Raw genomic sequence first — 26,454 nt, 5'->3', positions numbered from 1 at the left:
TAACGCCCGGAGGGCCCATGGACGATCGGAACAAGCTGCTGCACGACTGGACCGAGCAACTGCTCGCCGCCTTCGAGATCGACGGGACGGACGTGGACATCGACGCCGTCCTGGGCCTGGCGGGGAAGGCGGCGCACGGCGTCGTCCGCCCGGCGGCCCCCCTGACCACCTTCGTCGTCGGCTACGCTGCCGGCCTCGCCGTCGGCAGCGGACAGGCCGACGAGAAGCTGGCGATGCGGTCGGCGATGGCTGTGGCCGACGCGCTCTGCGCGAAGGCCGCGGCGGAAGGGAGCCCGGAATGAGCGAGAACACCGGAGCCCGCGACGTCGACTGGAGGACCGCCCGCGCGCTGGCGCACGGAGCCGGGCGCCCGCTGCCGTTCCAGACGGTGAACCTCGCGGATGCCCTCGGTCAGACGCTCGCCGAGCCGGTCCATGCCCTGCAGGCCATTCCGCACTATGCGTCGTCGGCGATGGACGGCTGGGCCGTCAACGGGGAGCCCCCGTGGAAGCTCGTGCGCCCCGCGGAGGACCATGCCCGGGGCAGGCCCGCACCCCACGCCGACTCGGGCGGGATCTCGCTCGCCCCGGGTGAGGCGACGTTCATCCTCACGGGCGGCGTGGTTCCCCGGAACACCCTCGGCATCCTCCGCACGGAGCACGGATCGATCCGCGGGGACCTGCTGGACCGCAACGAGGCCGCCCGGCCCGGCGAGCCGTCGCTGCATGAGCACATCCGGCCGGCAGGCGAGGAAGCAGAGGAAGGCTCCATGGCCATTCCCGCCGGCGTCGTCCTCAACCCGGCGCAGATCGCGCTGGCCGCGGTGTGCGGGCACGACACGCTCGCTGTCCTGAGGGCACCGCGCGTGTCCCTGCTCATGACCGGCGACGAGGTCATCGATCACGGCCTGCCGCATCCCGGTCAGGTCCGTGACACCTTCGGGCCGCAGCTCCCGGGGTTCGTCGCGATGCTCGGCGGCCACGTCGACGTCGCCAGCCGGGCGAAGGACGACCTCGACGACGTCGTGGCGGCGATCAGCGCGGAGCCGACCGACGAGTCCTCGCTCGCACGGGCATCGGGTGACGTCCTGATCACGACCGGCGGGACGGGGAGTTCCTCGGCCGACCACATCCGCCGCGCCCTCGCCGAACTCGGGGCCGAGCTTCTCATCGACGGTATCGCCATGCGGCCGGGACACCCGACCCTCCTCGCGCGGCTGCCCGACGGCCGCTTCCTGGTGGGACTCCCCGGCAACCCCCTGGCCGCCATGATGGCGATGCTCACCGTCACCGCACCGCTGCTCGCAGGCCTGAGGGGCACCGCCCTCGAGGAACCCGTCGCCGTCACCAGCGCCGACGCGTTCGAGCCCCTGCAGGGCAGGAGCCGGCTGGTGCCCTACCGGCTCGAGTCCGGGAGGGCCGTCCCGAGCACCCACCAGCGCTCGGGCATGCTGCGCGGGCTGGCCGGGGCCGACGGCGTGATGGTCGTTCCTGCAGCAGGCTGCGAGCCGGGCGACGACGTCCCGTCGCTCCCGCTGCCCTGGGTCGGCTGACCCGGGCGGCGATGCGGGAGCCAGGGCGCTCCCTTCGCCGGAGGGATTCCGCCCCGGCGCCCGTCCCTCCCGTGCTGTCCACCTCCTCGTCCGGTGGACGACGGTGCCGGGAGGTGGCTGGAGTCAACTAACCTCGTCCTAGGGCCGAGGTTAAGGAGTGCCGGATGAACCGGGTTACACAGCGACGCCGCATCACGAAGTTCCGCATCGGAGCGCAGACCGGGCGCCGGGAGGATGTCCTGGCGGGCGAGGAACCGCTGGAGATCCGGCTCGGCGGCAGCGCCTTCACCGTGACGATGCGGACCCCCGGCGACGATTTCGACCTGGTGGCGGGATTCCTCGTCTCCGAGGGCGTCGTCTGGGAGCCGGGCCAGTTGCCGAGCCTGCGCTACTGCGCGGGCGTCGACGAGAACGGGCAGCAGACCTTCAACGTGGTGGAGGCCCAGCTCCGGCCCGGGACCGTCCTGCCGGAGACGGCGATGGAGCGCCACGTGTATACGTCGAGCTCGTGCGGCATCTGCGGGACGGCCTCGATCGACGCCGTCCGGAAGTCCTCGCGCTTCGACCTGCGTACCGATACCTCGTCCGTGGACCTCGGCGTGCTCGCGTCCCTGCCCGACCGGCTGCGTGAGAGCCAGAAGCTCTTCGACCGCACGGGCGGAGTCCACGCCGCGGGCCTCTTCACCGCCGAGGGGGAGTTGCTCTGCCTCCGGGAGGACGTCGGGCGCCACAACGCCGTGGACAAGGTGGTGGGCTGGGCGCTGCGCGAAGGCCTGCTGCCCCTCAGGGGAACGGTGCTGCAGGTCTCCGGCAGGGCGTCCTTCGAGCTGGTGCAGAAGGCGCAGCTCGCGGGCATCCCCGTGCTCGCCGCCGTCAGTGCCCCATCGTCACTGGCTGCGGACCTCGCGGACGACGCCGGGCTCACGCTCGTGGGCTTCAGCCGCGGGACATCCCTGAACTGCTACTCGCACCCGGACCGCATCGCCGCCTGACCGCCCGCCGGACCGGGTCGGGCGCTGGGCCCGGGTCATCGGGGCCTCAGCGCAGGGCGAGTGCGGCGTCGAGCACGTGTTCCGGCGCGCAAGGGCGTGTCGTCGCGCGACACGCCGACGTCTGGGAGGTGTCGCTGCGAAAGCCGTGCACGAAGCCGCAGGGGCTAAAGCGCCCGCTAGAACGGGTTGAGCAGGCGCTGGACGAAGCGGCGGGTCCGTTCCTCGCGCGGATTCCGCAGCACCTGGTCGGGGTGGCCCCGCTCGACGACCACGCCGCCGTCCATGAAGACCACCTGGTCGGCGACCTCGCGCGCGAAGGCGAGTTCATGGGTGACGATCACCATGGTCCACTTCTCCTCGGCGAGCTCCTTGATGACGGAGAGGACCTCGCCGACCAGCTCCGGATCGAGGGCCGACGTCGGCTCGTCGAAGAGGAGCAGATCGGGCTGCAGCGCGAGTGCGCGGACGATCCCGACGCGCTGCTGCTGGCCGCCCGAGAGGTTGAACGGGTAGTCGTCCCGTTTCTCCGCGAGCCCCACGCGGGCCAGGAGCCGCTCCGCGTCCGCGACGGCCTCCTTCCGGGGCCGCTTCTGCACCTGCACCGGACCCTCGATGATGTTCTCGAGGACCGTCCTGTGGGGGAACAGGTTGTAGTTCTGGAAGACCATGGCGCTGCGGTCGCGCAGGGACAGGGCCTCCTTCTTCGTCACCTTCGCTCCAAAGTCCACCAAGGGGCCGCCGCGGAAGTCGACCATCCCGCCGTCGGGCGTCTCGAGTCCGTTGAGGCAGCGCAGCACGGTGGTCTTGCCGGACCCGGACGGACCCACGAGCGCGACGACCTGCCCGCTGTCGATGTGCAGGTCGATGGACTTCAGCACCTGGTTGTCGCCGAAGGACTTCTGCAGTGCCGTGGCGGTCAGCAGGGGGCCAGAGGTGGCGGGAGGATGCAGCGGATCAGTGGGCGACATAGCGGTCCAACCTCTTCTCGAGTGCGGACTGGCCGCTGGACAGGACGAGGCAGAACACCCAGTAGATCGCGGCGGCCTCGAGGTAGAGCAGCATGAACTGCTGCGAGAACGCGGCGATCTGCTGTGCCTCGCGGAACAGCTCCGTCACCAGGATCAGCGATGCCAGGGAGGTGTCCTTGACGAGGCTGATGAAGGTGTTGGACAGCGGGGGCACCGAGACGCGTGCCGCCTGGGGGAGGATGACGCGGCGCAGTGTCAGGGTGCGGGACATCCCGATGGTGTGTCCGGCCTCCCACTGGCCCTTCGGGACGGACAGGATGGCGGCACGCAGGATCTCGGCCGCGTACCCCGCCACGTTGAGCGAGAAGGCGATGATCGCGCTGGGCCACGGATCGATGGTCAGTCCTACGGACGGCAGGCCGTAGAAGATCACGAACAGCTGCACGAGCAGCGGGGTCCCGCGGATCACCGAGACGTAGAACCGTGCGATGCCCGCGAGGACCGGCTGCCCGCTGATCCGCATGAGCGCGACGACGAGGGCCAGTGCGAGGCCGAGCACGAACGAGGTGATCGACAGCGGGATGGTGCCGACCAGGCCGCCCTGGAGCATGGGCCAGAAGGAGGTGCGCAGCAGCTCCCAGTCCATTACTCAGCTCCTCCGGCCAGGGCGTCCTCCCGTGTTCCGGGGCGCGGTCCGTCCCCCAGCAGCCGCATCACTCGCTGACGTCGGAGCCGAAGTACTTCTCCGAGATCTCCGCGAGAGTACCGTCCTCCCGCAGCTCGCCGAGGGCGGTGTTGATGGCGTCCACGAGCTCGGTACTGCCCTTGGCGACGGCGACGGCGCTCTCGGAGGTCTCGTCGGTGGTCGCCGCGATCTTGATGCCCTCGTTGTTGTTCGTCTTCTGGTAGTCGAGGTACGTCAGTTCGTCGTTGATGGTCGCGTCCACGCGGCCCTGCTCGAGGAGGGTGATGGACTGCGCCCAGCCCTCGACGGGTTCGACGTTCGCGCCGGCTTCCTGCGCGAGTTCGTACCAGTTGCTGGTCAGCGACTGGGCCGTGGTCTTGCCGTCGAGGTCCTCGAAGGAGGAGATGTCGTCGTTGTCCGCGGCCGTGACGATCACGCCCGAGCTGACGGTGTACGGGTCGGAGAAGTCGTACGTCTCCTTGCGCTCGTCCGTGATGGACACCTGGTTGGCGATCACGTCGAACCGGCCGGCCTCCAGACCCGCGAAGATGGCGTCCCACTGCGTCTCCTGGAACTCGGCCTCGACGCCCATCTTCTCCGCGACGGCGGTGATGACCTCGACGTCGTACCCGGTGAGCTCTCCGCTGCCTTCCTCGTGGTAGCTGAAGGGCTTGTACGTACCCTCCGTGCCCACGGTCAGGACGCCGGAGTCCTGGATCTCCTGCAGGGCGGTGGACACCCCGGACTCCGCCGGCGCTGAGGAGCCACCCTCGTTCGCGGGGGTCGACGACCCGCAGCCGGCGAGCGCGAGGGTCAGGGCGGCAGCGGCACCAAGGATGGACAGGCGGTTGGTCATGGGACTTCCTTCGGTTTCGGACGGACGGGCGCGCCGGGCGGGGGAAATAGAAGGGGGCGCCAATGGCTTGAACCCTAGGTACCTCCACTCCACCCGGCCGGGACCGGAGTAGAACACTACTGGGGTGAACACCGGGGCATGCACTAATTGTTCCGAAGTATTGCGGTGCGGGTCCACACACCGGGGATCCGGGCCGGAACTGGCACGGGAGGAATTGCTATGAGCATGGAAGGCGCGGCCTGGAGCTCGCTGTACAAGATATCGACGGCGAAGAACGGCACGCACGGGTTCTCCCGCGAGTCCGTGCGGAGGATCCTCACGTTCGCCGTGCCCTACCGGGCGAAGCTGGTGCTCTTCATCCTGCTGTCCGTGGTCGGCGCGTTTCTCGCGGTGGCGACACCGGTGCTCGCCGGTCAGGTCGTGGACGTGATCGTCGCCCGCGGGGAGGTCCGCACGGTGGTGTGGCTCGCCCTCGTCATCGCGCTGGTGGCAGTGGCCGATGCCGCGGTGTCCCTGGTGACGCGGTGGTACTCGGCGCGCATCGGCGAGGGCGTCATCCTCGACCTGCGCACCGCCGTCTTCAACCACGTCCAGAAGATGCCGATCGCCTTCTTCACGCGTACCCGCACGGGCGCCCTGGTGAGCCGCCTCAACAACGACGTGATCGGCGCCCAGCAGGCGTTCAGCGGCACGCTCTCCGGCGTCGTCACCAACACCGTGGCCCTCGTCCTCACCCTGGCCGTCATGCTGAGCACCTCGTGGCTGGTCACGGTGCTCGCCGTCGTCATGCTGCCCATCTTCCTGGTACCGGCCCGCCGGATGGGGAGCCGCCTCGCAGCCCTCCGCCGCGAGGCCGCCGACCATAACTCGGCGATGAGCACGCAGATGACCGAGCGCTTCTCCGCCCCGGGCGCCACCCTGGTGAAGCTCTTCGGCCGACCCGACGAGGAAGCCGAGGAGTTCCGGGTGCGCGCCGCACGCGTGCGCGACATCGGCGTCCGCACGGCCATGCTGCAGTTCGTGTTCTTCACGGCCCTGATGCTCGTCTCCGCGCTGGCGCTCGCCCTGGTGTACGGGCTGGGCGGTTTCCTGGCCCTCGCCGGACAGCTCGACACCGGCGAGGTCGTCACGCTCGCACTCCTCCTCACACGCCTCTACGCGCCCCTCACGAGCCTGGCCAACGCGCGCGTGGAGATCATGAGCGCGATCGTCAGCTTCGAGCGGGTCTTCGAGATCCTGGACCTCGAACCGCTCATTCGGGAGAAGCCGGGCGCCGTCGTCGTCCCTGCCGGACCGGTCTCGGTCGAGTTCGACGACGTCCGCTTCGCCTACCCGTCCGCGGACAAGGTCTCGCTCGCCTCGCTCGAGGAGGTCTCGACGCTGGACACGCGCGGCGGCGAGGAGGTGCTCCACGGGGTGTCCTTCCGGATCGAGCCCGGGCAGACCGTGGCCCTGGTGGGCACCTCGGGTGCGGGCAAGTCGACCATCGCCCAGCTCCTCGCACGCCTGTACGACGTCGACAGCGGCGCGGTGCGTCTCTCCGGCACCGACGTCCGGGACCTGACCTTCGCGTCCATGCGGCACACGCTCGGCATGGTGACCCAGGACGGCCACCTGTTCCACGAGACGATCCTCTCGAACCTCCGGCTCGCCCGGCCGGACGCCACCGAGGACGAGGTGTGGGACGCCGTCCGCCGTGCCCGGCTGGAGTCCCTCGTCCGGTCGCTGCCGGACCAGCTCGACACGATGGTGGGCGAGCGCGGCTACCGCCTCTCGGGCGGTGAGCGCCAACGGATGACCATCGCGCGCCTCCTCCTCGCCCAGCCGCGCGTCGTCATCCTCGACGAGGCGACGGCGGCACTGGACTCGACGTCGGAAGCGGCCGTGCAGGCGGCGCTCAGCGAGGCGCTCGAGGGTCGTACCGCGATGGTCATCGCGCACCGCCTCTCGACCATCCGCAGTGCGGACGTGATCCTCGTGGTCGAGGGTGGAACCATCGTCGAACGGGGATCGCACGACGAGCTGCTGGCCCTCGGCGGGCGGTACGAGGAACTGCACCGCACGCAGTTCGCCGTGCAGAAGAACGTGGCGATGGACGAGGAGCCCGAAGCCCTCAGCGGCGTCTAGGAGGATGCCCGGGGGAGGATTCCGCCGCGCAGCGCCGGGAGGACGAAGTCCGTGAGCAGCGGTGCGAGGTCCTGCCGGTGCTGCTCGGAGTCCACGTCCAGCCAGTCGAGTTCCTCGATCTCGGCGGCCGGCAGGGGCTCCGCGGCCAGCGGGCACAGGAAGACGGTGGCCACCAGCCGGGTGTCGGCCTCGTTGGCGGCCGGGCCTTCCCACGAGCCGACCAGGGTGAGGTCCCCGGGCGTGACGACGAGGCCCAGTTCCTCGAACAGTTCACGCACGCCGGTCTCCGCCGGCGTCTCGCCCCGCTCCGGTTTCCCTCCCGGCTGCATGAACATCGTCGTTCCGCGCTTGCGCACGAGCAGCAGGCGGCGGTCGTCGAGCAGGCACAGCGCGGTGACGGTGATCGTCGGGACGTCGGTCATCGGTCCGGCCTCCTGGCGGTTGCTCCTGGTGGTTAAAGGGAAGGAGGATGGGCGCGGGTGCCCATCCTCCTCGTCCCGGCGACGTCGTTCTCGGTCGTCCCGGGATACCTGTGCCCCTGGCCGGAATCGAACCGACGACCTTCCCTTTAGGAGAGGGACGCTCTATCCTACTGAGCTACAGAGGCGCGGATCCGCTGATATGCGATCCGGCGGTCCCAGCTTACCCGTTCTTCGCCCTGCTTTCCGCGCCGGTCCGCGGATGCCGCACGCGCCGCGGCAGGAAGACCGACAGGGCGCCTGCTGCCAGGCTCCCGGCGAGCAGCACCCACCGCAGGACGGTCAGCGTCGAGGCGAGTGCCACGGCGCCCGCATCGGGTGCCTGCGCGAGCATGGCGTCGATCGCAATGTTCTCCCACAGGTCGACGACGACGAACAGGATCACGGGGGACCACAGCAGCCAGCGCAGCCGGCGACATCCCACGTGGAGCTGGACGAGCAGGAGCCAGGCGAACGCGAAGATCAGGGGGAAGAGCGTGCCCGCCGTCTTGTGGAGATAGCTCAACTGGCCGCGGGCGTCGTCGTCCATCGTCCCGCGCAGGCGCTCCACGGAGCCGACGTCGTACCCGCCGAGCCTCATGTCCGGCATGGCGAGGCCATCGGAGAGCTGCGTCATCTGGCCCAGCGTGAGCAGGTGGAAGTACCAGAAGAGGAACAGGGACGCGACGGCTGCCGCGATGAGGATCAGGCTGCCGTTGTCCTTCCGCTCCGCCCGGCCCTCGGGAGGCGGGGTGGAGGGTACGGCCGCCGTTGCGCCGGCTGCGTGCTTGCGGTTGATCTGCGCCCTCGTCTTCGCCACCCTCCCAGTATGGGCGACGCCGGTGACCTGTCCCGTTGCCGTGCCGGCGGTGCGTGAATCGCGCTGCCGACGCTGTCATCTGCGCAGTCGGTCCGGTTTGTGATTGCCTCAACACCGAAAGCAGGGTTCATTAGTGAAATGAATCTTTCCTCAGCACTACCCATGGCAGTCGTGGAGGACGTCGGATGGCTGGCGGCCGTCGACGAGGCGATCAACACCGCATTCGCCAAACCGACCGAGATCTTCTCGACCATCGTGTTCTTCCCCATCACCATCGGCGACGTGAGTTTCCCCGCTGTCGTCGCGTGGCTCATCATTGCCGGCGTGGTCTTCACGATCTATTTCGGGGTGCCCCAGCTGCGCGGCCTGAAGGTCGGCTACGAAGTGGTCCGTGGGCGCTACTCGTCCAAGGACGATCCAGGCGAGGTCCCCCACTTCCAAGCCCTCACCTCGGCGCTCTCCGGTACCGTCGGTCTCGGCAACATCGCCGGTGTCGGTGCCGCGATGGCGCTCGGCGGCCCCGGCGCCACCTTCTGGATGATCTGTGCGGGGCTCATCGGCATGGCGTCGAAATTTGCGGAGTGCACGCTCGGCGTGAAGTACCGCGAAGTGCACCCGGACGGGACGGTCAGCGGCGGTCCCTTCAAGTACCTCCCCATCGCCTTCAAGAAACTGGGCCGCATCCCCGCGAAAATCCTGACAGGGATCTTCGCCGTCGCGATCCTCATCTTCGGCCTGGCCGGCGGCAACATGTTCCAGGCCAACCAGACCTTCGCCCAGGTGCAGAACGTAACCGGCGGCGAGGACGGCTTCCTCGGCAGTGCCGGCGCAGCACTGATATTCGGCGTCATCCTCGCCTTCCTGGTAGCGATCGTGATCCTGGGCGGCATCAAGTCGATCGGGGCGACCACCTCCCGGCTCGTGCCCGCCATGGGCGGTATCTACGTCCTGGCGTGCCTGTTCGTCATCATCGCGAACATCGAGCAGGTGCCCGCGGCCTTCGCTTCCATCATCGGAGGGGCATTCAACCCGCAGGGGATCGCAGGAGGAATCCTCGGGGTCATGATCGTGGGATTCCAGCGTGCGTCCTTCTCGAACGAAGCCGGCATCGGATCCGCTGCGATCGCCCACTCCGCCGTGAAGACCCGGCGCCCGGTCAGCGAGGGGTTCGTCGCCCTGTACGAACCACTCGTCGACACCGTGCTGATCTGCACCATGACGGCGCTGGCGATCATCATCGCAGGTGCGCCGAGCCTGCAGGCAGGCATCGACCAGGTGCAGGGCGGCGGGCCCACCCCTGACGGCGTGACTCTGACGTCGGATGCGTTCGCGACAGTCCTGCCGTGGTTCCCGATCGTGCTCGCCATCGCAGTGATCCTGTTCGCGTACTCGACGCTGATCACCTGGTCCTACTACGGGCTCAAAGCCTGGGAATTCCTCTTCGGTCGCGGGAAGACAGCAGAACTGATCTACAAGATCATCTTCCTGTTCTTCACCGTCGCCGGGTGCGTGTTGACCTTCACCCAGGTCATCAGCTTCGCCGACGCGGCCCTGTTCGTCTGCGCGTTCGTGAACCTGCTCGGCGTCTACTTCCTGCTACCGGTCATCAAGCGGGAGATGAAGGACTACCTTGCTGACCGCAAGAGCGGCAAGCTGCTCGAACTAGGCATCGAGAAGGACGAACTCCGGACCGAGAAGTAGCGGCACCTCCACCTACACGTCCTGCAGCTGCCCCCGTCGACACGCCCGGCGGGGGCAGTCGCGTCTCCGGGGCCGGGAGGAAGTGTCGGGGGCACCGCCTAGAATTGGAGGACCATGGACATGCTTTTCGATCCCTACGTCTCCCCGCCCACGCCCGCCGAGAAGAAGCGTGCACGCGAGGCGGCGATGGCGGCATCGGCCGAGTCCGCGGATCCCGCGGCCGGGCACCTCCCCTCGCGGGTCGGCGTCGACGAGCACCGTGCGCACGAGCTCCTCCAGGGCCTGAACCCCCAGCAGGAGGAGGCGGTGAAGCACGGCGGGAGTCCGCTGCTGATCGTCGCCGGTGCGGGCTCCGGCAAGACGCGCGTGCTGAGCCACCGGATCGCCTACCTCCTGGCGACCGGCCGTTCCCACCCCGGGCAGATCCTGGCCATCACCTTCACCAACAAGGCCGCAGCGGAGATGCGCGAGCGCATCGAGGGCCTCATCGGCGACGTCGCCAAGCGCATGTGGATCTCCACCTTCCACTCCTCCTGCGTCCGCATCCTCCGCCGGGAGGCCGCATCCGTCGGCCTGAACTCGAACTTCTCCATCTACGACTCCGCGGACACGCTGCGCCTCATCACGCTGGTCGCCAAGGGGCTGGACCTCGACCCGAAGAAGTTCGCGCCCAAGGCGATCCAGCACAAGATCTCCGCACTGAAGAACGAACTGATCGACGAGGAGACCTTCGCGTCCGACGCCGACCCGTCCGATCCCTTCGAGATGGCCGTGGCCGAGGTCTACACCGGCTACGCCCAGCGCATGCGCCAGGCCAACGCCATGGACTTCGACGACCTGATCGCGCAGACGGTCTTCATGTTCCGGGCGTTCCCCGGCGTCGCCGACTACTACCGGCGGCGGTTCCGCCACGTCCTCGTCGACGAGTACCAGGACACCAACCACGCGCAGTACGCCCTGGTCCGCGAGATCGTCGGCGTCCCGGGGGAGTCCTCCGAGGACCCGGCGGAGCTGACCGTCGTCGGCGACTCCGACCAGTCCATCTACGCCTTCCGGGGCGCCGACGTCCGCAACATCGTCGAATTCGAGAACGACTACCCGAGCGCCCGCACCATCCTGCTCGAGCAGAACTACCGTTCCACCCAGAACATCCTCAGCGCGGCCAACGCGGTCATCTCCCGCAACCCGAACCGGCCGGAGAAGCGGCTGTGGACCGCCGAGGGCAGCGGCGAGAAGATCGTCGGCTACGTGGGCGAGAACGAGCACGAGGAGGCCCGCTTCATCGCCGAGGAAATCGACCGGCTGCAGGACGAGGAGAACCTCCGCCCCGGGGACGTCGCCGTGTTCTACCGGACCAACGCCCAGTCGCGGTCCATCGAGGAGATCCTGCTGCGCGTCGGCCTGCCCTACAAGGTGGTCGGCGGCACCCGGTTCTACGAGCGCAAGGAGATCAAGGACGCGCTCGCCTACCTGCGGGTCCTCGTGAACTCCGACGACGTCGTCAACCTGCGCCGTATCCTCAACGAGCCCAAGCGCGGCATCGGCGACCGTGCCGAGTACGCCATCGCGGCGCTCGGCGAGCGCGAGCGGATCAGCTTCATGGAGGCCCTCCGGCGCGCGGACCAGGCACCCGGGATGGCCACGCGCTCGGTGAACTCCGTGACCGGCTTCGTGAAGCTGATCGACGACCTCGCGGAGGTCGCCAGCGGATCGGGCGCCTCGGCCGCCCTCGAGGCCGTCCTCGAGCAGACCGGCTACCTCGAACAGCTGCGGACCAGCAACGATCCGCAGGACGAATCCCGGGTGGAGAACCTGGCCGAGCTCGTCGCCGTCGTGCGCGAATTCGAGCGGGACAACCCGGAGGGGACGCTGGGCGACTTCCTCGAGCAGGTGTCCCTCGTGGCCGACGCCGACTCGATCCCCGACGCCCCCGACGGTTCCGCAGCCGACGTGCAGCGCGCCGTCGAGGAGGCCCGCAGGCAGGGGGTCGTGACCCTCATGACGCTGCACACCGCCAAGGGACTGGAGTTCCCCGTGGTGTTCCTGACGGGCATGGAGCAGGGGATCTTCCCGCACCAGCGGTCCGCGACCGATCCGAAGGAGCTCGCGGAGGAACGCCGCCTGGCATACGTGGGCCTGACCCGGGCCCGCCAGCGCCTCTACATCACCCGGTCCGAGGTGCGCAGCATGTGGGGCCAGAGCCAGTACAACCCGGCCAGCCAGTTCGTCAGCGAGATCCCCGAGGAGCTCATCTCCTGGAAGCGCGAGGGCGCGGCGAAGCCGGCCTGGACCTCCGGGGGGAGCATCAGCGGGCCGCGGTTCAGCGGGTCCTACTGGGGTGCCAGTGGTGGCGGCTTCAACGGCGGTGCCCCGGCCCCGTCGAAGAGCGTGGGACGCGTGCAGCCCCAGAAGGAGGTCGTCTCGGTCGCCGTCGGGGACCGGGTCAACCACGCCAGTTTCGGGAACGGCACTGTCCTTTCCGTCGAGGGGGCCGGCGACAAGACCGTGGCGAAGGTGCGGTTCGACGTCGGGGAGAAGCGGCTGCTGCTGCGCTACGCACCGCTGACCAAGGTCGCCTGACACCGGTTCCGCAGCTGCCTCCGGCGCGGGTCCCGGGGGCAGAAAACCGGCCAATTCCGGGCATTTCTTCTACAAAAGATAGAAGTGTGGCCTTACTCACTAAACCGGTACTCTGGGGAAGGCCTCAGGGCCGAGGGGCTAAAGTTCCCTCTTGTAAACCTACTTCGACGTAGAAGGACTCTAGCCCGTGGACCTGTTTGAATATCAGGCGCGCGATCTCTTTGAGGCACACGGAGTTCCCGTGCTCGCCGGCATCGTGGCGCACACCCCAGAAGAAGCAAAGGCAGCAGCCGAGAAGATCGGCGGCGTCGTCGTCGTCAAGGCACAGGTCAAGGTGGGCGGTCGCGGCAAGGCCGGCGGCGTGAAGGTCGCCAAGACCCCCGACGAGGCCTATTCCTACGCTTCGGACATCCTCGGGATGGACATCAAGGGGCACACGGTCCACACGGTGATGATCGCACAGGGCGCGGACATCGCCGAGGAATACTACTTCTCCGTCCTGCTCGACCGGTCCAACCGCAACTACCTGGCCATGTGCTCGGTCGAGGGCGGCATGGAGATCGAGCAGCTCGCCGTCGAGCGTCCCGAGGCGCTGGCGCGTATCTCGGTGGACGCCGGCACCGGCATCGACCAGGCCAAGGCCGAGGAGATCGTCGACGCCGCAGGCTTCGACCCCGAGCTGCGGAAGGGCGTCGTCTCCACCATCCTCAAGCTGTGGGACGTCTTCGTGAAGGAGGACGCCACGCTCGTCGAGGTCAACCCGCTCGTCAAGACCGGCGCCGGTGACATCGTCGCCCTCGACGGCAAGGTCACCATCGACGAGAACGCCGGGTTCCGCCACGCGGACCACGCCGCCCTCGAGGACAAGGACGCCGCGGACCCCCTCGAGGCCAAGGCCAAGGAGAACGACCTCAACTACGTCAAGCTCGACGGTGAGGTCGGCATCATCGGCAACGGGGCCGGGCTGGTCATGTCGACCCTCGACGTCGTCGCCTACGCCGGCGAGGCCCACGGCAACGTGAAGCCCGCCAACTTCCTGGACATCGGAGGTGGAGCGTCCGCCGAGGTCATGGCCGCCGGACTGGACGTCATCCTCAACGACAGCCAGGTCAAGAGCGTGTTCGTGAACGTCTTCGGCGGCATCACCGCGTGCGACGCCGTGGCCAACGGCATCGTCAGCGCCCTCGAGATCCTCGGCGACGAGGCCAACAAGCCCCTCGTGGTGCGACTGGACGGCAACAACGTCGAAGAGGGCCGCCGCATCCTCGCCGAGGCCAACCACCCGCTGGTGACCATCGCCGACACCATGGACGAAGGCGCCGACAAGGCCGCCGCGCTGGCCTACGGAAAGTAAAGGGTTCCCCACATGTCTATCTACCTCAACAAGGACTCGAAGGTCATCGTCCAGGGCATCACGGGCGGCGAGGGCACCAAGCACACCGCCCTCATGCTGAAGGCCGGAACCCAGGTCGTCGGCGGCGTCAACGCCCGCAAGGCCGGCACCACCGTCACCCACGACGACGTCACCCTCCCCGTCTACGGCACCGTCGAGGAAGCCATTCGTGAGACCGGCGCCGACGTGTCGATCGTCTTCGTGCCGCCGGCCTTCACCAAGGACGCCGTCGTCGAGGCCATCGAGGCCGGGATCGGCCTCGTGGTCGTCATCACCGAGGGCGTCCCCGTGCAGGACTCGGCCGAGTTCTGGGCCCTCGCCCAGTCGAAGGTCGACGCCGACGGCCGGCAGGTCACCCGGATCATCGGCCCCAACTGCCCGGGCATCATCACCCCCGGCGAGTCCCTCGTGGGCATCACCCCGGCGAACATCACCGGCAAGGGCGGTGTGGGCCTCGTCTCGAAGTCGGGCACGCTGACCTACCAGATGATGTTCGAACTGCGCGACCTCGGCTTCTCCACGGCCATCGGCATCGGCGGCGACCCGGTCATCGGGACCACCCACATCGACGCCCTGGCAGCCTTCGAAGCAGACCCCGAGACCAAGGCGATCGTGATGATCGGCGAGATCGGCGGCGACGCCGAGGAGCGTGCCGCCGAGTTCATCAGGGCGAACGTCACCAAGCCGGTCGTCGGCTACGTGGCCGGCTTCACTGCTCCCGAAGGCAAGACCATGGGCCACGCCGGTGCCATCGTCTCCGGCTCGGCAGGAACCGCGCAGGCCAAGAAGGAGGCCCTCGAGGCCGCCGGTGTCAAGGTCGGCAAGACGCCCTCCGAGACCGCCAAGCTCCTCCGCGAGGTCTACGCGACGCTCTGATCCACGCCCCATCCCGACAGCCTCCCCCGCGCCCGTGCGGGGGAGGCTGTCGTGTTCAGAGGCCCGGTCGGGTGGGTCGTCATCCGGCGGGAAGGCCCTCCCGGAGCCGGAGCAAGGAATCAGCGGACGACCCCGGGCGGTAGGGCGGGACCTTCGCTGCTTGTAAGGTGGCGACAGGGGAACCATCGATTGCGTCAGGCAAGCTTCTAGGAGATTTTCATGCGCGCCACCATCATCCACGGACCCGGCGACATCCGCGTCGAGGACCGCGACTATCCCACGGTCATCCGTCCCACGGACGCCGTCGTACGGGTCACGGCCTCGTGCGTCTGCGGATCCGACCTGTGGCCCTACCGCGGCGTCCGGCCCACCAAGGAGCCCAAGGCGATCGGCCACGAGTTCGTCGGCGTCGTGGAATCCGTGGGCGACGACGTCCGGGACCTGGCGGTCGGCGACTTCGTGATCGCCCCCTTCGTCGACAGTTGCGGCAAGTGCCCGCAGTGCCTGAACGGCGTCACCGTCGCCTGCGACCACCTCGCGGGCTGGGGCAGTACCGACGAGCACGGCGATTTCCTGCAGGGCGGCCAGGGCGAGGCCGTACGCGTCCCCCAGGCGGACGGCACGCTCCGCAGGGTCGAGGGCGTGACCGAGCCCGACGCGGCCCTCACCGCCAGCCTCCTGACCCTCTCCGACGTCATGTCGACCGGCCACCACGCCGCCGTGTCGGCGAACGTGGGACCGGGCAGCACCGTCGTCGTCGTGGGCGACGGAGCGGTGGGCCTGTGCGGAGTCCTCGCCGCGAAGCGCCTCGGCGCGGAACGCATCATCGCGATGTCCCGCCACGAGGACCGCCAGGCACTCGCCCGCGAGTTCGGGGCCACCGACATCGTCGCGGAGCGCGGCGACGAGGGCGTGGCGAAGGTGCGCGAACTGCTCGGGGGAGTCCTCGCGGACTCGGTCCTCGAGTGCGTGGGGACCAAGGAGTCCATGGACCAGGCGCTGCGCAGCACGCGTCCGGGCGGGCACCTCGGCTTCGTCGGGGTCCCCGCGGGCGGGCCCGAACTGCCGGTCAGCCTCCTCTTCGCGAAGAACATCACCGTGGGCGGCGGCATGGCCCCCGCCCACACGTACATCCCCGAACTGCTGGAGGACGTCCTGGACGGGACGATCAACCCGGGCCGGGTGTTCGACGTCGAGATGCCCCTCGAGGAGGTCGCCGAGGCGTACCGGGCAATGGATGAGCGGCGCGCCATCAAGGTGCTGCTCAAGCCATGACAACTCCACCCGGTCCTGACTCCGCCTACCTCATCTCCCGCGAGCGGCTCATCGACGCACCGCCGGCCCGCATCTTCGAGGTCCTCGCGACGCCCGCCCTGCACAGCGTGATCGACGGATCGGGGACCGTGCGGGGCGAGCAGCCCAACGGTCCGTCGCGCCTGTCGCCGGGCGCGAAGTTCGGCATGGAGATGAAGCTGGGTGGCCGGTACAGGATCCTCAACCACGTGGTCGAGTTTGAGGAGGGCCGCCGCATCGCATGGCGGCACTTCTCGGCGCACGTCTGGCGCTACACCCTCGAGCCCCGCGGCGACGCCACCCTGGTGCGCGAGGAGTGGGACGGCCGGGCGGTGCCCTGGAGGTTCGTCTTCCGGCTCACCGGCTTCACGCGCCGCCATCCGGCCAGCATCGAGGCGACGCTCGGCAAGCTCGAGGACCACGTGCTGCGGGAGCGGGACGCCGCATAGGTGCTTGCGGCCCGTCGCTCAGGGCGGCGGCATCGGTCCTGCGACGCGCAGTTCCTCGGGCTGCACGACGATGTCCACCAGGGCGCCGTTGCGCCACACCGTCATCTCCATCCGGCGGCCGATCGCGGTCTCGACCATCAGCCGCTGGATGCCCGTGGCACTACGGACAGGTAGTCGGTCCAGCGAGATGACCACGTCCCGGCGCGGGCTCCGGCGCCGGCGGCGGGGCTGCCGGTGACGACGGATGCCACCTGCATCCCCGTGGGCGAACCGACGCGGGCCGCGATCTCGGGGATGAGCGGGATCCGGGCTCCGACGACGCCCAGCCACGCACGGCGCACGCGCCCCCTGGTGGTGAGCGCGTCGATGATCTCCCGCGTCGTCGTGTTGATGGGACGGCCAGGCCGAGTCCGATACCGGCGACGGCAGTATTGACGCCCACCATGCGTCCCGCACTGTCGGCGAGCACGCCCCCGCTGCTGCCCGGATTCAGGGTCGCGTCGGTCTGGATGACTTCGTCCACCACGCGTCCGGACACCGTCGGGACCGGCCGAGTGCGGACACGATTCCCGCGGTGACACTGCCTGCCATGCCGAGCGGGTTGCCGAGCGCCACCACGAGCTGTCCGACCCGGAGCCTCGAGGCGTCCCCCCACGGCACCGGCGGGGGAGTGCGGCCGTCCGCCTCGAGGACGGCGAGGTCCGAGAGCGGGTCGCTGCCCACCACATGGGCGGGCAGCACCGATCCGTCGCCGAACGCGACCTCGATACGCTGCGCTCCGGCGACGACGTGTGCGCTCGTCAGCAGGTGCCCATCGGTCGAGATCACGGATGCGCTGCCGGAGCCGCGGGCGGTGTGCACTGCCACCGCCGCCACCGAGGGCAGCGTGGATTCGGCGATACGCACGATCGCCGCCGAGTACGCGTCGAGCGCCTCCTGCTCGTCCATGCGCACCATTCCAGCACTCCGGCGGTCGCCGGGTAACGACGTTCGCGCAGGGCGCACGGCGTCGCCCGGGGGAGCCGGCTCAGGCCACGGAGGTGCCGAAGAGCAGGCCGAGCAGGTAGGTCACGGCGGCCGCGCCGAGACCGATCGCCAGCTGCCGGAGCGCCAGCCTCAGGGGTGAGGCGCCCGACAGCAGGGCGACGACCGCACCCGTGGCCAGCAGCGCCAGTCCCACCAGGACGCACGCGACGACGACGGCCGTCACGCCGCTGAGCCCCAGCAGGTACGGGAGCACGGGGATGATGGCGCCGGAGGCGAAGAAGCAGAAGCTCGAGGCCGCGGCGCCCAGGCCGGTGCCGACCGCCTCGTGCTCGTCGACGGCGTCGTCCTCCTCGGGCTGGAGGGAGAAGCTCGGGTCGCAGTCGCAGCTGTACAGGCCGAGACGCTCCGCGGCGCGATGTTCGGCAGCGGCCGGCGTCATTCCCCTCGCACGGTAGACGAGCACCAGCTCGTTCGCCGCGATGTCGAGTTCCTTCGCCGCCGTGAGGGTGATCTGCGTGGGGCGCGTCGCCGACAGCAGCTCGCGCTGGGACCGGACGGACACGTACTCACCGGCGCCCATGGACAGGGCGCCGGCCAGCAGTCCTGCCAGCCCGCTGAACAGGATGAACGATGGAGAGACGCCAGTGGCACCGATGCCCATGACCAGTGCGAGATTGCTGACGAGTCCGTCGTTCGCGCCGAAGACCGCGGCCCGGAAGTTCCCGGACAGCCGGTTGCGGCCGCGGGTGGCGAGGCCGCGCACCACCTCCTCGTGGATCTGCTCATCGGCCACCATGGCGCTCGTGGCGGAGGGGTCGGTCGCGTACGGGGACCGTCCTTCGGCGCGCTGCGCGAGGGCCAGGACGAAGACGGACCCGAAGCGGCGGGCGAGCACGCCGAGGATCCGGTTGCGGAGGGAGGGCCTCAGGGGGCGTCCGACGTCGTTGCCGAGCAGTGCGAGCCAGTGCGCCTCGTGGCGGCCTTCCGCCTCGGCCAGGCCGAGGAGGATCTCGCGCTCCTCACCCGTCCTGCGGCGGGCGAGGTCGCGGTAGGTGGCAGCCTCGCCGCGCTCGTCGGCGAGGTACTGGCGCCAGCGCTTGATGTCGCTCCGGGAGGGGGACTGCTCAGGGGATGTCACGGGGGATGCTCCGGTGGTCGGGGTGCCCGTGCGCACCACTGCCGAAGCGGGAGGCTCCGGCCGGGGAACGCAGGTGCGCTGATTCGGCCGAAGGTCTCGCTCGCCGGGTGGATCCGGTGGACTGCCGGGCACCTCTGGCGCCAGTATGTCGACAGGCCGCGCGTCCTCTGGACGCGGAGCTACTCCCCTTCGACCATCCATCCTACCGGACCGCCCCGGACCGCCGGGCCGCAGCTTCCCTCCCGGCGGGTCAGGTACCGGAAGCCGGAGACCCGCGATACAGTCGAACGGATAACAGGAAGCAGGCTTATGGATTTGGCAGCCCGGCCCTGGGTCGCGAGCTACGCGCCCGGCGTACCCCGGTCCTTCGACGTGCCCGACGGCACGCTCTCCGACCTGCTCGATTCCTCAGTCCGCACCTATGGTACGGCGACGGCTCTGGAATTCTTCGGCGCTCCGACGACGTACCGCACCCTGGGTGGCGCCGTAGCGCGCGCGGCGGCGGGCCTGCGGTCGCTCGGCGTCACCGCCGGCGACCGGGTGGCCCTCGTGCTGCCGAACTGTCCCCAGCACATCATCGCCTTCTACGCCGTCCTCCGCCTCGGGGCGATCGTCGTCGAGCACAACCCGCTCTACACCGACCGCGAGCTGAGGCACCAGTTCGAGGACCACGGGGCGAAGGTGGCGATCGTCTGGGACCGGGTGGCCCCGCGCGTCCAGCGGCTGCCCGGGGACATCCCGGTCACCGCCGTCGTGACGGTCGACCTCGTCCGCGCCATGCCCGCATCCCGCCGGCTCGCCCTGAAACTGCCTGTCCGCCGGGCCCGCGACGCGAGGGCCGCGCTCACGACGACGGAGAAGCCGACCGGTCCCCGGACCGTGGTGACGTGGAGGGACCTGCTCCGCCACCGCCCCCTGCCGCACCGGCATCCCCGCCCGGCGCCGCAGGACACGGCCGTCCTCCAGTACACCAGCGGCACCACCGGCGCGCCCAAGGGCGCGATCCTCACGCACCGGAACCTGCTGGCCAACGCCGCCCAGGGCCGCGCCTGGGTGCCCGGCCTCGAGGCGGGCCGCGAGACCGTGTACGCCGTCCTGCCGATGTTCCACGCCTACGGCCTCACGCTGTGCCTGACGTTCGCGATGAGTATCGGTGCCCGTCTCGTCCTCTTCCCCCGGTTCGACGTCGGGCTGGTGCTCGACGCCGCACGGAAGAGCCCGCCCACCTTCCTGCCCGCCGTACCGCCCATCTACGACAGGCTCGCAGCGGGCGCTTCAGAACGCGGAGCGGACCTCCGCAGCATCCGGTTCGCGATTTCCGGCGCGATGAACCTGCCCCAGTCCACGGTGGAGACCTGGGAGGCGGCAACGGGGGGCTACCTGATCGAGGGCTATGGGCTGACGGAGACCTCGCCCGTGGCGGCAGGCAACCCGATCGGTCCCACCCGGCGTCCGGGGACCGTCGGGGTGCCGTTCCCCGGCACCGATGTACGGATCGTCGACCCGGAGGACCCCACCCGGGACCGCGGTCCGGGCGAGGCGGGGGAGCTGCTCATCCGCGGACCCCAGGTGTTCGGGGGCTACTGGCGCAGGCCCGACGAGACCCACGCGGCCCTGCTCGACGGAGGCTGGTTCCGCACCGGCGACATCGTCCGCATGGACGAGGACTGCTTCATCTCGATCGTCGACCGCATCAAGGAACTGATCATCACCGGCGGTTTCAACGTGGCGCCGTCCGAGGTGGAGGACGCGCTCAGGGCCCATCCCGACGTGAGGGATGCGGCCGTCGTCGGGCTCCCGCGGGCCGGCGGGGGCGAGGACGTCGCCGCCGTCGTCGTCCTCGCACCCGGCGCCGTCCTCGATGCCGGGGCGCTCCGGTCCTCCTGCCGGGCGGCGCTCGCCGCCTACAAGGTCCCACGCATCATCGTGCAGGCCGAGGACCTGCCCCGGTCCCTGATCGGCAAGGTCCTCCGGCGCGAGGTGCGCACACAATTGCTCGACAATGGCCCTCGGGCCGAAGGAAAAGGTGACAATCGATGACTCCCTACGCGCGGGCGGAAACGTCCGCTCCACAGAGCCCCTGGCACGACACCCTGGGGCGCGTCAGCATCCGTGTGGCGCAGGTACTCCTGCTCCTGGTGCTCGCCGTGGTGGCCGTGTACGCCCTGATCCAGGTTCGGCTCGTGGTGATCCCGATGCTGCTGGCGCTGATCCTGGCGGCCGCCATCGGTCCGTTCGTGAGTCTGCTGCGCCGCCGAGGCTGGGGCGCCTCCTCGGCGACCGCGGTCTCCTTCCTGTTGCTCCTGCTTCTCTTCGGCGGGCTGATCACGGGCATCGTGTTCGCTGTCATGGGGCAGGCCGGTGAACTCGTGTCCTCGGCGACGGAGGGGTTCGACAAGCTCTACGAATTCGCGCAGAACGGTCCCATCCCGATCGATGACGCACAGATCCAGCAGGCGCGGGACTGGGCAGTCGATTTCGCCACGAGCAGCACGGTGGGTGCGGGGGCGATCTCCGGCCTCAGCGCGGCGGGTAACTTCACCGCCGGCGCACTGCTGATGGTGGTCATCCTGTTCTTCTTCCTCAAGGACGGCGAGAAGATCTGGGCGTTCATGCTCCGCGCCTTCAAGGGCAGGCGCCTCGTGAAGGCCCGTCGGGTCGGCTACAGCAGCATGGCGGTCCTCGGTGGCTACGTGCGCGGCACGGCGATCGTGGCACTGGTCGACTCCGTCTTCATCGGGGTCGCGCTCCTGTTGCTCGGGGTCCCGCTCGCGCTGCCACTGGCTGCGATCGTCTTCATCGGCGCGTTCATCCCCCTGGTCGGTGCGACGCTGGCCGGAGTCCTCGCCGCCCTGATCGCTCTCGTGGCCAACGGGCCGTTCGTGGCGCTGATGGTCATCATCGTGGTGATCGTCGTCAACCAGCTCGAGGGCAACTTCCTGCAGCCGGTCGTCATGGGCCGTACGCTGCAGGTGCATGCCCTCGTGATCCTGCTGGCCCTCACCGCCGGCACCATCCTCGCCGGCATCATCGGTGCCATCCTGTCCGTCCCCGTGGCCGCGGTCGGCTGGGCTGCGATCAAGGCCTGGAACCAGGAGAAGGATGACGAGATCACGGAGGCCGAGGTCGACAAGGCCGAGCGGCTCACGGCGCTGGACGAGACCGGGCACGGCCTGAGCTCGACGCCCAAGGAGGAGCAGGACGAGGCGTTGGCCGCCGCGACCGTCGCCGCGGAGGAATCGACCGAGCGGCCGGGCACCCAGCACCGCAAGGTCGAAGGGCAGGATGACCTCGACAGCGGGTCCGCCGGCGATGCCGGCGGCAGCCGGGGCGGATCCTCGGCGGCAGGTCGCTGAGGGCTGCTCAGGGGCGTCCCCTGGACGCGGAACGAAGGAGGGCTGCCGGCAACCGCCGGTAGCCCTCCTTCGTTCCAGGTCAGCTGACCCGGACGTGCGCTGTCGGGTCAGTGGCCTGCTTCGACCGGGACGTCGTCCGGGACCTGGCCGGCAACGCGGCGGTCCCACGCCGCCATGACGTCCGGAGCCGTGGGGCGCGTGGCCAGCGAGGCGGCGACGTACACGAGCGCGGACACCGCGAGCCCGTAGTAGATCGGCTCGTTGGCATAGATGCCGTCGTACTGGTTCTCCGCGGTGATCTCGAGATAGGCCATGACGCCGAGTGTGACGAGCGTGCCTGCTGCCATGGACGCTCCTGCTCCGATGCCGTTGCCGCGACGCCAGACCAGGCCACCGAGGATCGCCACCAGGAGCCCGCCGACGAGGATGTCGTAGGCGATGGTCAGGGCGGCCACCACGTCCTGCACGATCACGGCAAGAGCGATCGTGACGATGCCGAGGCCGAGGACCCACCAGCGGCTGGACCGGACGTCGTGGTCAGACGTCGCGCGTTCCTCGGTCTCCCTGCCGAACCAGCCGGCAACGAAGGGGACGACGTCGGTCCGTGCGACGGTGGCGGCGGCGATCAGTGCGCCGGACGCGGTCGACATCATGGCGGCCACGGCCGCGGCGAGGACGAGCCCGCCGACGCCGATCGGCAGGACGTTCAGGGCGACGTCCGCGTAGACGTCGTCCCGGGACTCGATGGCGGGCAGGATGACGCTGGCGCTCATGCCGATGACGGCGCCCGCGACGCCGTAGAGGATGCAGTAGATGCCGGCGGCGGAACCGCCCCAGCGGGCGATCTCCGGCGTGCGGGACGTGAAGACGCGCTGCCAGATGTCCTGGCCGATCAGCAGTCCGAGCGTGTAGACCACGAAGTAGGTGATGATGCTCTGCGCGCCGATCCCCGTGATGCTGAAGAACTCGTCCCCGGCCCGTTCGGCGATCCCGGAGAAACCCCCGGCCGCGGCCAGCGAGAAGGGGAGCATGAGGGCGAAGACGCCGACGGTCTTGATGACGAACTGCGCCATGTCCGCCAGGGTGATGGACCACATGCCACCGACCGTGGAGTAGATCAGCACGATCACGCCGCCGACGGCGATGGACGCCGCCCGGTCCCAGCCGAAGAGCACCACGAAGATCGTGGCATAGGCACCGGTGGACGTGGCGCAGAGCATCAGCGTGTAGGCGAGCATCACGATGCCCGAGACCCGGGTGGCCCGGTGCCCGTAGCGCAGCGTGAGCATCTGGGAGACCGTGTAGATCCTCAGCCGCTGGATGGTGGGAGCGAACAGGAGGCTGAGCAGCAGGACGCCCGTGCCGATGGCCACCACGAGCCACATCCCGGAAATGCCGTACTGGTAACCCAGGCCCACGCCCCCGACAGTGGATGCCCCGCCGAGGACGACGGCGGCCATGGTCCCGGTGTAGAGCAACGGACCGAGGCGCCGTCCCGCGACGAGGTAGTCGCTGGCGTTCCGGGTGCGGGATTTGCCCCACCATCCGAAGCCGAGCATGGCGACGAGGTACGCCACCACGATGCCGATGTTGAGTGCTTGCATGAAGAGGTCCTTTGGCTGCCGATGCCCTAAGGGCAACTATTGTTGACCGTTAAGCTACTCGTGACGGGCGTCACTTGCCAATCATGGCAAGCTCGTGTGTCAGCCGGATGACCGTCGGGGAACGGGTAAGCTTCCAGGATTGCCGTAGGAGAGGACAAGCATGAAGGCCCTGCCCGTCGAGCCGACGAACACGCCGGTCGCCATAGGCTCGCGCATCCGGGCCGCGCGCCAGGCCCAGCGCATGACCATCGAGCAGGTCGCCGACTCCACGGGCCTGACCAAGGGTTTCCTCAGCAGGGTGGAGCGGGACCTCACGTCGCCGTCCGTCGCCTCGCTCGTGACGCTGTGCCAGGTCCTGTCGATCTCCATCGGCGACCTGTTCCTCGTGCCGGAGACGCACCTGACGCGCCTCGCGGAAGCCCCGCGCATCAGCCTCGGCGGGGAGGGCATCAACGAGCGACTGATGACGGCGCGCTCGGAGCGGCGGCTGCAGATGATCCGCGCCGTCGTCGAACCGCACGGCCGGGGAGAGGACGAGCTCTACTCCGTGGACTGCGAGGTGGAGACCCTGCATGTGATCGAGGGTCGGTTCGTGCTCATCTTCTCCAACGACCGGTACGAACTGGACGCCGGGGACACCGTGACCTTCCCGGGCCGCGAACCCCACACCTGGCTGAACCCGGAGGGGCGCACAGCCGTCGTGCTGTGGACACTCGTGCCCGCGGCGTCAGGAAAGTAGTCGGTCTTCGCCCGGGTGCACCGTCAGCCGACGTGCACCCACGGGCGCTTGGTCACGTCCGGCTCCGCGGCGCGCAGGACCTCACGCGTCACCGGGGCGATCTCGCCCTCGCCCGTGAACAGGAACTTGAACAGGTTGGCGACGGGGTCGCCCTCGGTCCACCGGAAGTACACGTGGGGCATGAGCCCGGTGATGTCGCGGATGTGCAGCATCACCGCGGCGATGGTGTTCGGCACGTTGGAGCTGTGGACCTCCAGGATGCGGAAGCCGTGGCGCAGCACGCCGCGCACCTGCAGCTCCGTCTCGAAGTCCGAGGAATCGTCGACGGTCACCTCGATGAAGAGGGGCATGGCGGTCTTCGGGAAGTGGGAGACCGCGCAGGCGTGCTGGAGCTTGTGACGGTAGGCGGAGCCGCTCAGGCGCTTGGGCTCATGGGCGATCAGCAGGATCTCGCCGTCGTCCTGCGCACTGACGAAGGACAGTGCCGTCTCGTCGAGGCGGATGCTCGTGGCCCGCAGCTCGAAGGCACGGCGCGAGCGGGAGACGAACGAGATGACGATGATGCCGAGGATGAAGCAGGTGGCGATCTTGAGCCCGTCGGGGCGCTCGATCATGTTCACGGCCGTCGTCAGCACGAAGACCGCGGCGGCGATACCGAAACCGATGGTCCGTCCCCGCTGGTGCCTGCGGCGGGCCGAGAGCGTGACGGCGACGGACGCCGAGGTGATGAGGGCGAGGACGCCGGTGGCGTATGCGCCGCCCTGCGCTTCGACGTCGGCCCGGAAGAAGAAGGTCACCAGGATGGCGATCAGTGTGATGACCAGCACGAGCGGGCGGACGGCCTTGGCCCACGCCGGTGCCATGCCGTAGCGCGGCAGGTAGCGCGGTACGAGATTGAGCAGGCCGGTCATGGCGGAGGCCCCGGCGAACCAGAGGATGCCGATCGTCGAGACGTCGTATGCGGTGCCGAAGCCGTCGCCGAGGTACTCGTGCGCGAGGTAGGCGAGTGCCCGGCCGTTCGCCGGCCCACCTTCGGCGAAGGCCTCGGCGGGAATGAGCAGCGTGGTGACGAAGCTCGAGGCGATGAGGAAGCCGCTCATGATGAGCGCTGCGGACGTGAGGAGCCTGTGCGCGCCGGCGATGCGGCCCGCGGGGTTCTCGTCCGTGTCGCCGGGCCTGCCATTGATCTGGGGCATCACGACGACGCCGGTCTCGAAGCCCGAGAGGCCGAGTGCGAGGCGCGGGAAGATCAGGACGGCGAGCCCCACCATCACGAGCGGATTGCCGTGCTGGGTGGTGAGCGCGGACCACCAGTCGCCCACCAGTCCGCCCTGCTCGACGATCTCCACGGCGGCGACGACGACGACGCACAGGTTCAGCAGCAGGAAGACCGCGACGAGCGCGACCGCGATGCCGATGGCCTCGCGGAACCCCCGCAGGAAGACGGCGGACAGCAGGCCGAGGAACACCACGGTGATCAGGACCTCCTGGCCCTGCAGCCAGGCGGGGGCGAAGGGGTTCTCGATGAGGTGCGCGCTGGCGTCCGCGGCGGACAGGGTCATGGTGATGAGGAAGCTGGTTGCGGCGAAGCCGAGCAGGACCAGGACGAAGATCTTGCCGCGCCACTTGGGCAGCAGCTTCTCCAGCATCGCGATGGAGCCTTCGCCGCGCGGGCTCTCCGCTGCCACGCGCTTGTACACGGGGAGTGCGGCGAAGAGCGTCACGGCCACCAGGATGAGGGTGGCGAGAGGGGAGAGGACGCCGGCGGCGGCTGCGGCGATGGCCGGCTGGTAGCCGAGGGTGGAGAAGTAGTCGACGCCGGTCAGGCACATCACCTTCCACCAGGACTGCGTCCGCTCCGGTTCGGGCTGGTGGGCGGT

22 protein-coding genes, 1 tRNA gene and 1 pseudogene are annotated in these 26,454 nt (G+C 69.3%); 13 read left to right on the top strand and 11 right to left on the bottom strand.

Annotated features, from left to right (window positions below; all coding sequences use genetic code 11):
- Window positions 1-17 precede the first annotated feature (17 nt).
- From ACX80H_RS13010 to fdhD, 3 genes are all read left to right on the top strand, one after another.
- Window positions 18-302: a DUF6457 domain-containing protein gene (locus ACX80H_RS13010; RefSeq protein ID WP_459313776.1), complete on the top strand. Its 285-nt coding sequence runs from the start codon at window positions 18-20 to the stop codon at window positions 300-302.
- Window positions 299-1,552: a molybdopterin molybdotransferase MoeA gene (locus tag ACX80H_RS13005; RefSeq protein WP_459313775.1), complete on the top strand. Its 1,254-nt coding sequence runs from the start codon at window positions 299-301 to the stop codon at window positions 1,550-1,552. Before ACX80H_RS13010 ends, ACX80H_RS13005 begins: the two co-directional genes overlap by 4 nt.
- 164 nt (window positions 1,553-1,716) lie before the next feature.
- On the top strand, window positions 1,717-2,544 hold the full coding sequence (gene fdhD, locus ACX80H_RS13000) for a formate dehydrogenase accessory sulfurtransferase FdhD (protein WP_301228954.1): 828 nt from the start codon (window positions 1,717-1,719) through the stop codon (window positions 2,542-2,544).
- Between the two features lie 176 nt (window positions 2,545-2,720).
- On the opposite strand, the gene ACX80H_RS12995 is transcribed toward fdhD, so the two are convergent.
- From ACX80H_RS12995 to ACX80H_RS12985, 3 genes are all read right to left on the bottom strand, one after another.
- Window positions 2,721-3,512, bottom strand: coding sequence for an amino acid ABC transporter ATP-binding protein (locus ACX80H_RS12995; RefSeq protein ID WP_459313774.1), 792 nt, complete (start codon window positions 3,510-3,512; stop codon window positions 2,721-2,723).
- Window positions 3,499-4,158 (bottom strand): amino acid ABC transporter permease, encoded by a 660-nt coding sequence (locus ACX80H_RS12990; protein WP_459313773.1) that lies wholly within the window; start codon window positions 4,156-4,158, stop codon window positions 3,499-3,501. Before ACX80H_RS12990 ends, ACX80H_RS12995 begins: the two co-directional genes overlap by 14 nt.
- Window positions 4,159-4,225: 67 nt before the next feature.
- The gene (locus ACX80H_RS12985; RefSeq protein ID WP_459313772.1) at window positions 4,226-5,053 is read right to left on the bottom strand and encodes an amino acid ABC transporter substrate-binding protein; all 828 of its coding nucleotides are present in this window, start codon (window positions 5,051-5,053) and stop codon (window positions 4,226-4,228) included.
- A 219-nt stretch (window positions 5,054-5,272) separates the two neighbouring features.
- On the opposite strand from ACX80H_RS12985, the gene ACX80H_RS12980 reads away from it, so the two are divergent.
- Window positions 5,273-7,180: an ABC transporter ATP-binding protein gene (locus ACX80H_RS12980; protein WP_459313771.1), complete on the top strand. Its 1,908-nt coding sequence runs from the start codon at window positions 5,273-5,275 to the stop codon at window positions 7,178-7,180.
- Here the strand turns inward: ACX80H_RS12980 and ACX80H_RS12975 are convergent.
- The 3 genes from ACX80H_RS12975 to ACX80H_RS12965 form a co-directional block, all read right to left on the bottom strand.
- On the bottom strand, window positions 7,177-7,602 hold the full coding sequence (locus ACX80H_RS12975; RefSeq protein WP_459313770.1) for an NUDIX hydrolase: 426 nt from the start codon (window positions 7,600-7,602) through the stop codon (window positions 7,177-7,179). The two genes, ACX80H_RS12980 and ACX80H_RS12975, sit on opposite strands and share 4 nt — an antisense overlap.
- 111 nt (window positions 7,603-7,713) lie before the next feature.
- Window positions 7,714-7,787: transfer RNA gene (locus ACX80H_RS12970), tRNA-Arg, on the bottom strand.
- A gap of 35 nt (window positions 7,788-7,822) precedes the next feature.
- Complete coding sequence (locus ACX80H_RS12965; RefSeq protein WP_459313769.1) at window positions 7,823-8,458, bottom strand: hypothetical protein; 636 nt, start codon at window positions 8,456-8,458, stop codon at window positions 7,823-7,825.
- 162 nt (window positions 8,459-8,620) lie between these two features.
- Between ACX80H_RS12965 and ACX80H_RS12960 the strand changes: the two genes are divergently transcribed.
- The 6 genes from ACX80H_RS12960 to ACX80H_RS12935 all read left to right on the top strand — a co-directional run bounded on the left by ACX80H_RS12960 (window position 8,621) and on the right by ACX80H_RS12935 (window position 16,750).
- Entirely contained in the window at window positions 8,621-10,159 is a 1,539-nt protein-coding gene (locus tag ACX80H_RS12960) for an alanine/glycine:cation symporter family protein (RefSeq protein WP_459313768.1), read from the top strand.
- A gap of 114 nt (window positions 10,160-10,273) precedes the next feature.
- The gene (gene pcrA / locus ACX80H_RS12955; RefSeq protein WP_459313767.1) at window positions 10,274-12,739 is read left to right on the top strand and encodes a DNA helicase PcrA; all 2,466 of its coding nucleotides are present in this window, start codon (window positions 10,274-10,276) and stop codon (window positions 12,737-12,739) included.
- Window positions 12,740-12,926: 187 nt separating this feature from the next.
- Entirely contained in the window at window positions 12,927-14,093 is a 1,167-nt protein-coding gene (sucC, locus tag ACX80H_RS12950) for an ADP-forming succinate--CoA ligase subunit beta (protein ID WP_459313766.1), read from the top strand.
- A 12-nt stretch (window positions 14,094-14,105) separates the two neighbouring features.
- Window positions 14,106-15,008 carry a succinate--CoA ligase subunit alpha gene (sucD, locus tag ACX80H_RS12945; RefSeq protein WP_459313765.1) on the top strand — a complete coding sequence of 301 codons (903 nt, stop codon included), beginning with the start codon at window positions 14,106-14,108 and terminating at the stop codon, window positions 15,006-15,008.
- Between the two features lie 219 nt (window positions 15,009-15,227).
- The gene (locus tag ACX80H_RS12940) at window positions 15,228-16,283 is read left to right on the top strand and encodes a zinc-dependent alcohol dehydrogenase family protein (protein ID WP_459313764.1); all 1,056 of its coding nucleotides are present in this window, start codon (window positions 15,228-15,230) and stop codon (window positions 16,281-16,283) included.
- Window positions 16,280-16,750, top strand: coding sequence for an SRPBCC family protein (locus ACX80H_RS12935; protein ID WP_459313763.1), 471 nt, complete (start codon window positions 16,280-16,282; stop codon window positions 16,748-16,750). The genes ACX80H_RS12940 and ACX80H_RS12935 overlap by 4 nt, the downstream gene beginning before the upstream one ends.
- Before the next feature lie 137 nt (window positions 16,751-16,887).
- Here ACX80H_RS12935 and ACX80H_RS12930 read toward each other — a convergent pair whose 3' ends face one another.
- The 3 genes and pseudogenes from ACX80H_RS12930 to ACX80H_RS12920 form a co-directional block, all read right to left on the bottom strand.
- Window positions 16,888-17,091, bottom strand: a complete 204-nt coding sequence (locus ACX80H_RS12930; protein ID WP_459313841.1) for a hypothetical protein — start codon at window positions 17,089-17,091, stop codon at window positions 16,888-16,890.
- Window positions 17,092-17,243: 152 nt separating this feature from the next.
- Window positions 17,244-17,698: pseudogene (locus tag ACX80H_RS12925) on the bottom strand (trypsin-like peptidase domain-containing protein); the annotation flags it as partial.
- Between the two features lie 79 nt (window positions 17,699-17,777).
- A complete protein-coding gene (locus ACX80H_RS12920; RefSeq protein ID WP_459313762.1) occupies window positions 17,778-18,875 on the bottom strand; it encodes a VIT1/CCC1 transporter family protein in 1,098 nt (365 codons plus the stop codon).
- A gap of 309 nt (window positions 18,876-19,184) precedes the next feature.
- Here ACX80H_RS12920 and ACX80H_RS12915 point away from each other — a divergent pair, with 309 nt between their 5' ends.
- Window positions 19,185-20,915, top strand: a complete 1,731-nt coding sequence (locus ACX80H_RS12915) for a long-chain-fatty-acid--CoA ligase (RefSeq protein WP_459313761.1) — start codon at window positions 19,185-19,187, stop codon at window positions 20,913-20,915.
- Window positions 20,912-22,231, top strand: a complete 1,320-nt coding sequence (locus ACX80H_RS12910; RefSeq protein WP_459313760.1) for an AI-2E family transporter — start codon at window positions 20,912-20,914, stop codon at window positions 22,229-22,231. The genes ACX80H_RS12915 and ACX80H_RS12910 overlap by 4 nt, the downstream gene beginning before the upstream one ends.
- Before the next feature lie 107 nt (window positions 22,232-22,338).
- On the opposite strand, the gene ACX80H_RS12905 is transcribed toward ACX80H_RS12910, so the two are convergent.
- Window positions 22,339-23,835 carry a sodium:solute symporter family protein gene (locus tag ACX80H_RS12905; protein WP_459313759.1) on the bottom strand — a complete coding sequence of 499 codons (1,497 nt, stop codon included), beginning with the start codon at window positions 23,833-23,835 and terminating at the stop codon, window positions 22,339-22,341.
- A 160-nt stretch (window positions 23,836-23,995) separates the two neighbouring features.
- Here ACX80H_RS12905 and ACX80H_RS12900 point away from each other — a divergent pair, with 160 nt between their 5' ends.
- Window positions 23,996-24,574 (top strand): helix-turn-helix domain-containing protein, encoded by a 579-nt coding sequence (locus tag ACX80H_RS12900; protein WP_459313758.1) that lies wholly within the window; start codon window positions 23,996-23,998, stop codon window positions 24,572-24,574.
- Window positions 24,575-24,597: 23 nt separating this feature from the next.
- Here ACX80H_RS12900 and ACX80H_RS12895 read toward each other — a convergent pair whose 3' ends face one another.
- A complete protein-coding gene (locus ACX80H_RS12895; RefSeq protein WP_459313840.1) occupies window positions 24,598-26,406 on the bottom strand; it encodes an APC family permease in 1,809 nt (602 codons plus the stop codon).
- Window positions 26,407-26,454: the final 48 nt, after the last annotated feature.

It is taken from the genome of Arthrobacter pasteuri (assembly GCF_054510955.1).
Note: the sequence above shows the minus strand (reverse complement) of the source record. Positions and strands in the feature narration are given on the sequence as shown.

Bases quoted from the DNA above. Each gene is read 5' to 3' on its own strand.
- ACX80H_RS13010 (WP_459313776.1), top strand. From the start codon at position 18: ATGGACGATCGGAACAAGCTGCTGCACGACTGGACCGAGCAACTGCTC.
- ACX80H_RS13005 (WP_459313775.1), top strand. From the start codon at position 299: ATGAGCGAGAACACCGGAGCCCGCGACGTCGACTGGAGGACCGCCCGC.
- fdhD (WP_301228954.1), top strand. From the start codon at position 1,717: ATGAACCGGGTTACACAGCGACGCCGCATCACGAAGTTCCGCATCGGA.
- ACX80H_RS12995 (WP_459313774.1), bottom strand. From the start codon at position 3,512: ATGTCGCCCACTGATCCGCTGCATCCTCCCGCCACCTCTGGCCCCCTG.
- ACX80H_RS12990 (WP_459313773.1), bottom strand. From the start codon at position 4,158: ATGGACTGGGAGCTGCTGCGCACCTCCTTCTGGCCCATGCTCCAGGGC.
- ACX80H_RS12985 (WP_459313772.1), bottom strand. From the start codon at position 5,053: ATGACCAACCGCCTGTCCATCCTTGGTGCCGCTGCCGCCCTGACCCTC.
- ACX80H_RS12980 (WP_459313771.1), top strand. From the start codon at position 5,273: ATGAGCATGGAAGGCGCGGCCTGGAGCTCGCTGTACAAGATATCGACG.
- ACX80H_RS12975 (WP_459313770.1), bottom strand. From the start codon at position 7,602: ATGACCGACGTCCCGACGATCACCGTCACCGCGCTGTGCCTGCTCGAC.
- ACX80H_RS12960 (WP_459313768.1), top strand. From the start codon at position 8,621: ATGGCAGTCGTGGAGGACGTCGGATGGCTGGCGGCCGTCGACGAGGCG.
- pcrA (WP_459313767.1), top strand. From the start codon at position 10,274: ATGGACATGCTTTTCGATCCCTACGTCTCCCCGCCCACGCCCGCCGAG.
- sucD (WP_459313765.1), top strand. From the start codon at position 14,106: ATGTCTATCTACCTCAACAAGGACTCGAAGGTCATCGTCCAGGGCATC.
- ACX80H_RS12940 (WP_459313764.1), top strand. From the start codon at position 15,228: ATGCGCGCCACCATCATCCACGGACCCGGCGACATCCGCGTCGAGGAC.
- ACX80H_RS12935 (WP_459313763.1), top strand. From the start codon at position 16,280: ATGACAACTCCACCCGGTCCTGACTCCGCCTACCTCATCTCCCGCGAG.
- ACX80H_RS12915 (WP_459313761.1), top strand. From the start codon at position 19,185: ATGGATTTGGCAGCCCGGCCCTGGGTCGCGAGCTACGCGCCCGGCGTA.
- ACX80H_RS12910 (WP_459313760.1), top strand. From the start codon at position 20,912: ATGACTCCCTACGCGCGGGCGGAAACGTCCGCTCCACAGAGCCCCTGG.
- ACX80H_RS12905 (WP_459313759.1), bottom strand. From the start codon at position 23,835: ATGCAAGCACTCAACATCGGCATCGTGGTGGCGTACCTCGTCGCCATG.
- ACX80H_RS12900 (WP_459313758.1), top strand. From the start codon at position 23,996: ATGAAGGCCCTGCCCGTCGAGCCGACGAACACGCCGGTCGCCATAGGC.
- ACX80H_RS12895 (WP_459313840.1), bottom strand. From the start codon at position 26,406: ATGTGCCTGACCGGCGTCGACTACTTCTCCACCCTCGGCTACCAGCCG.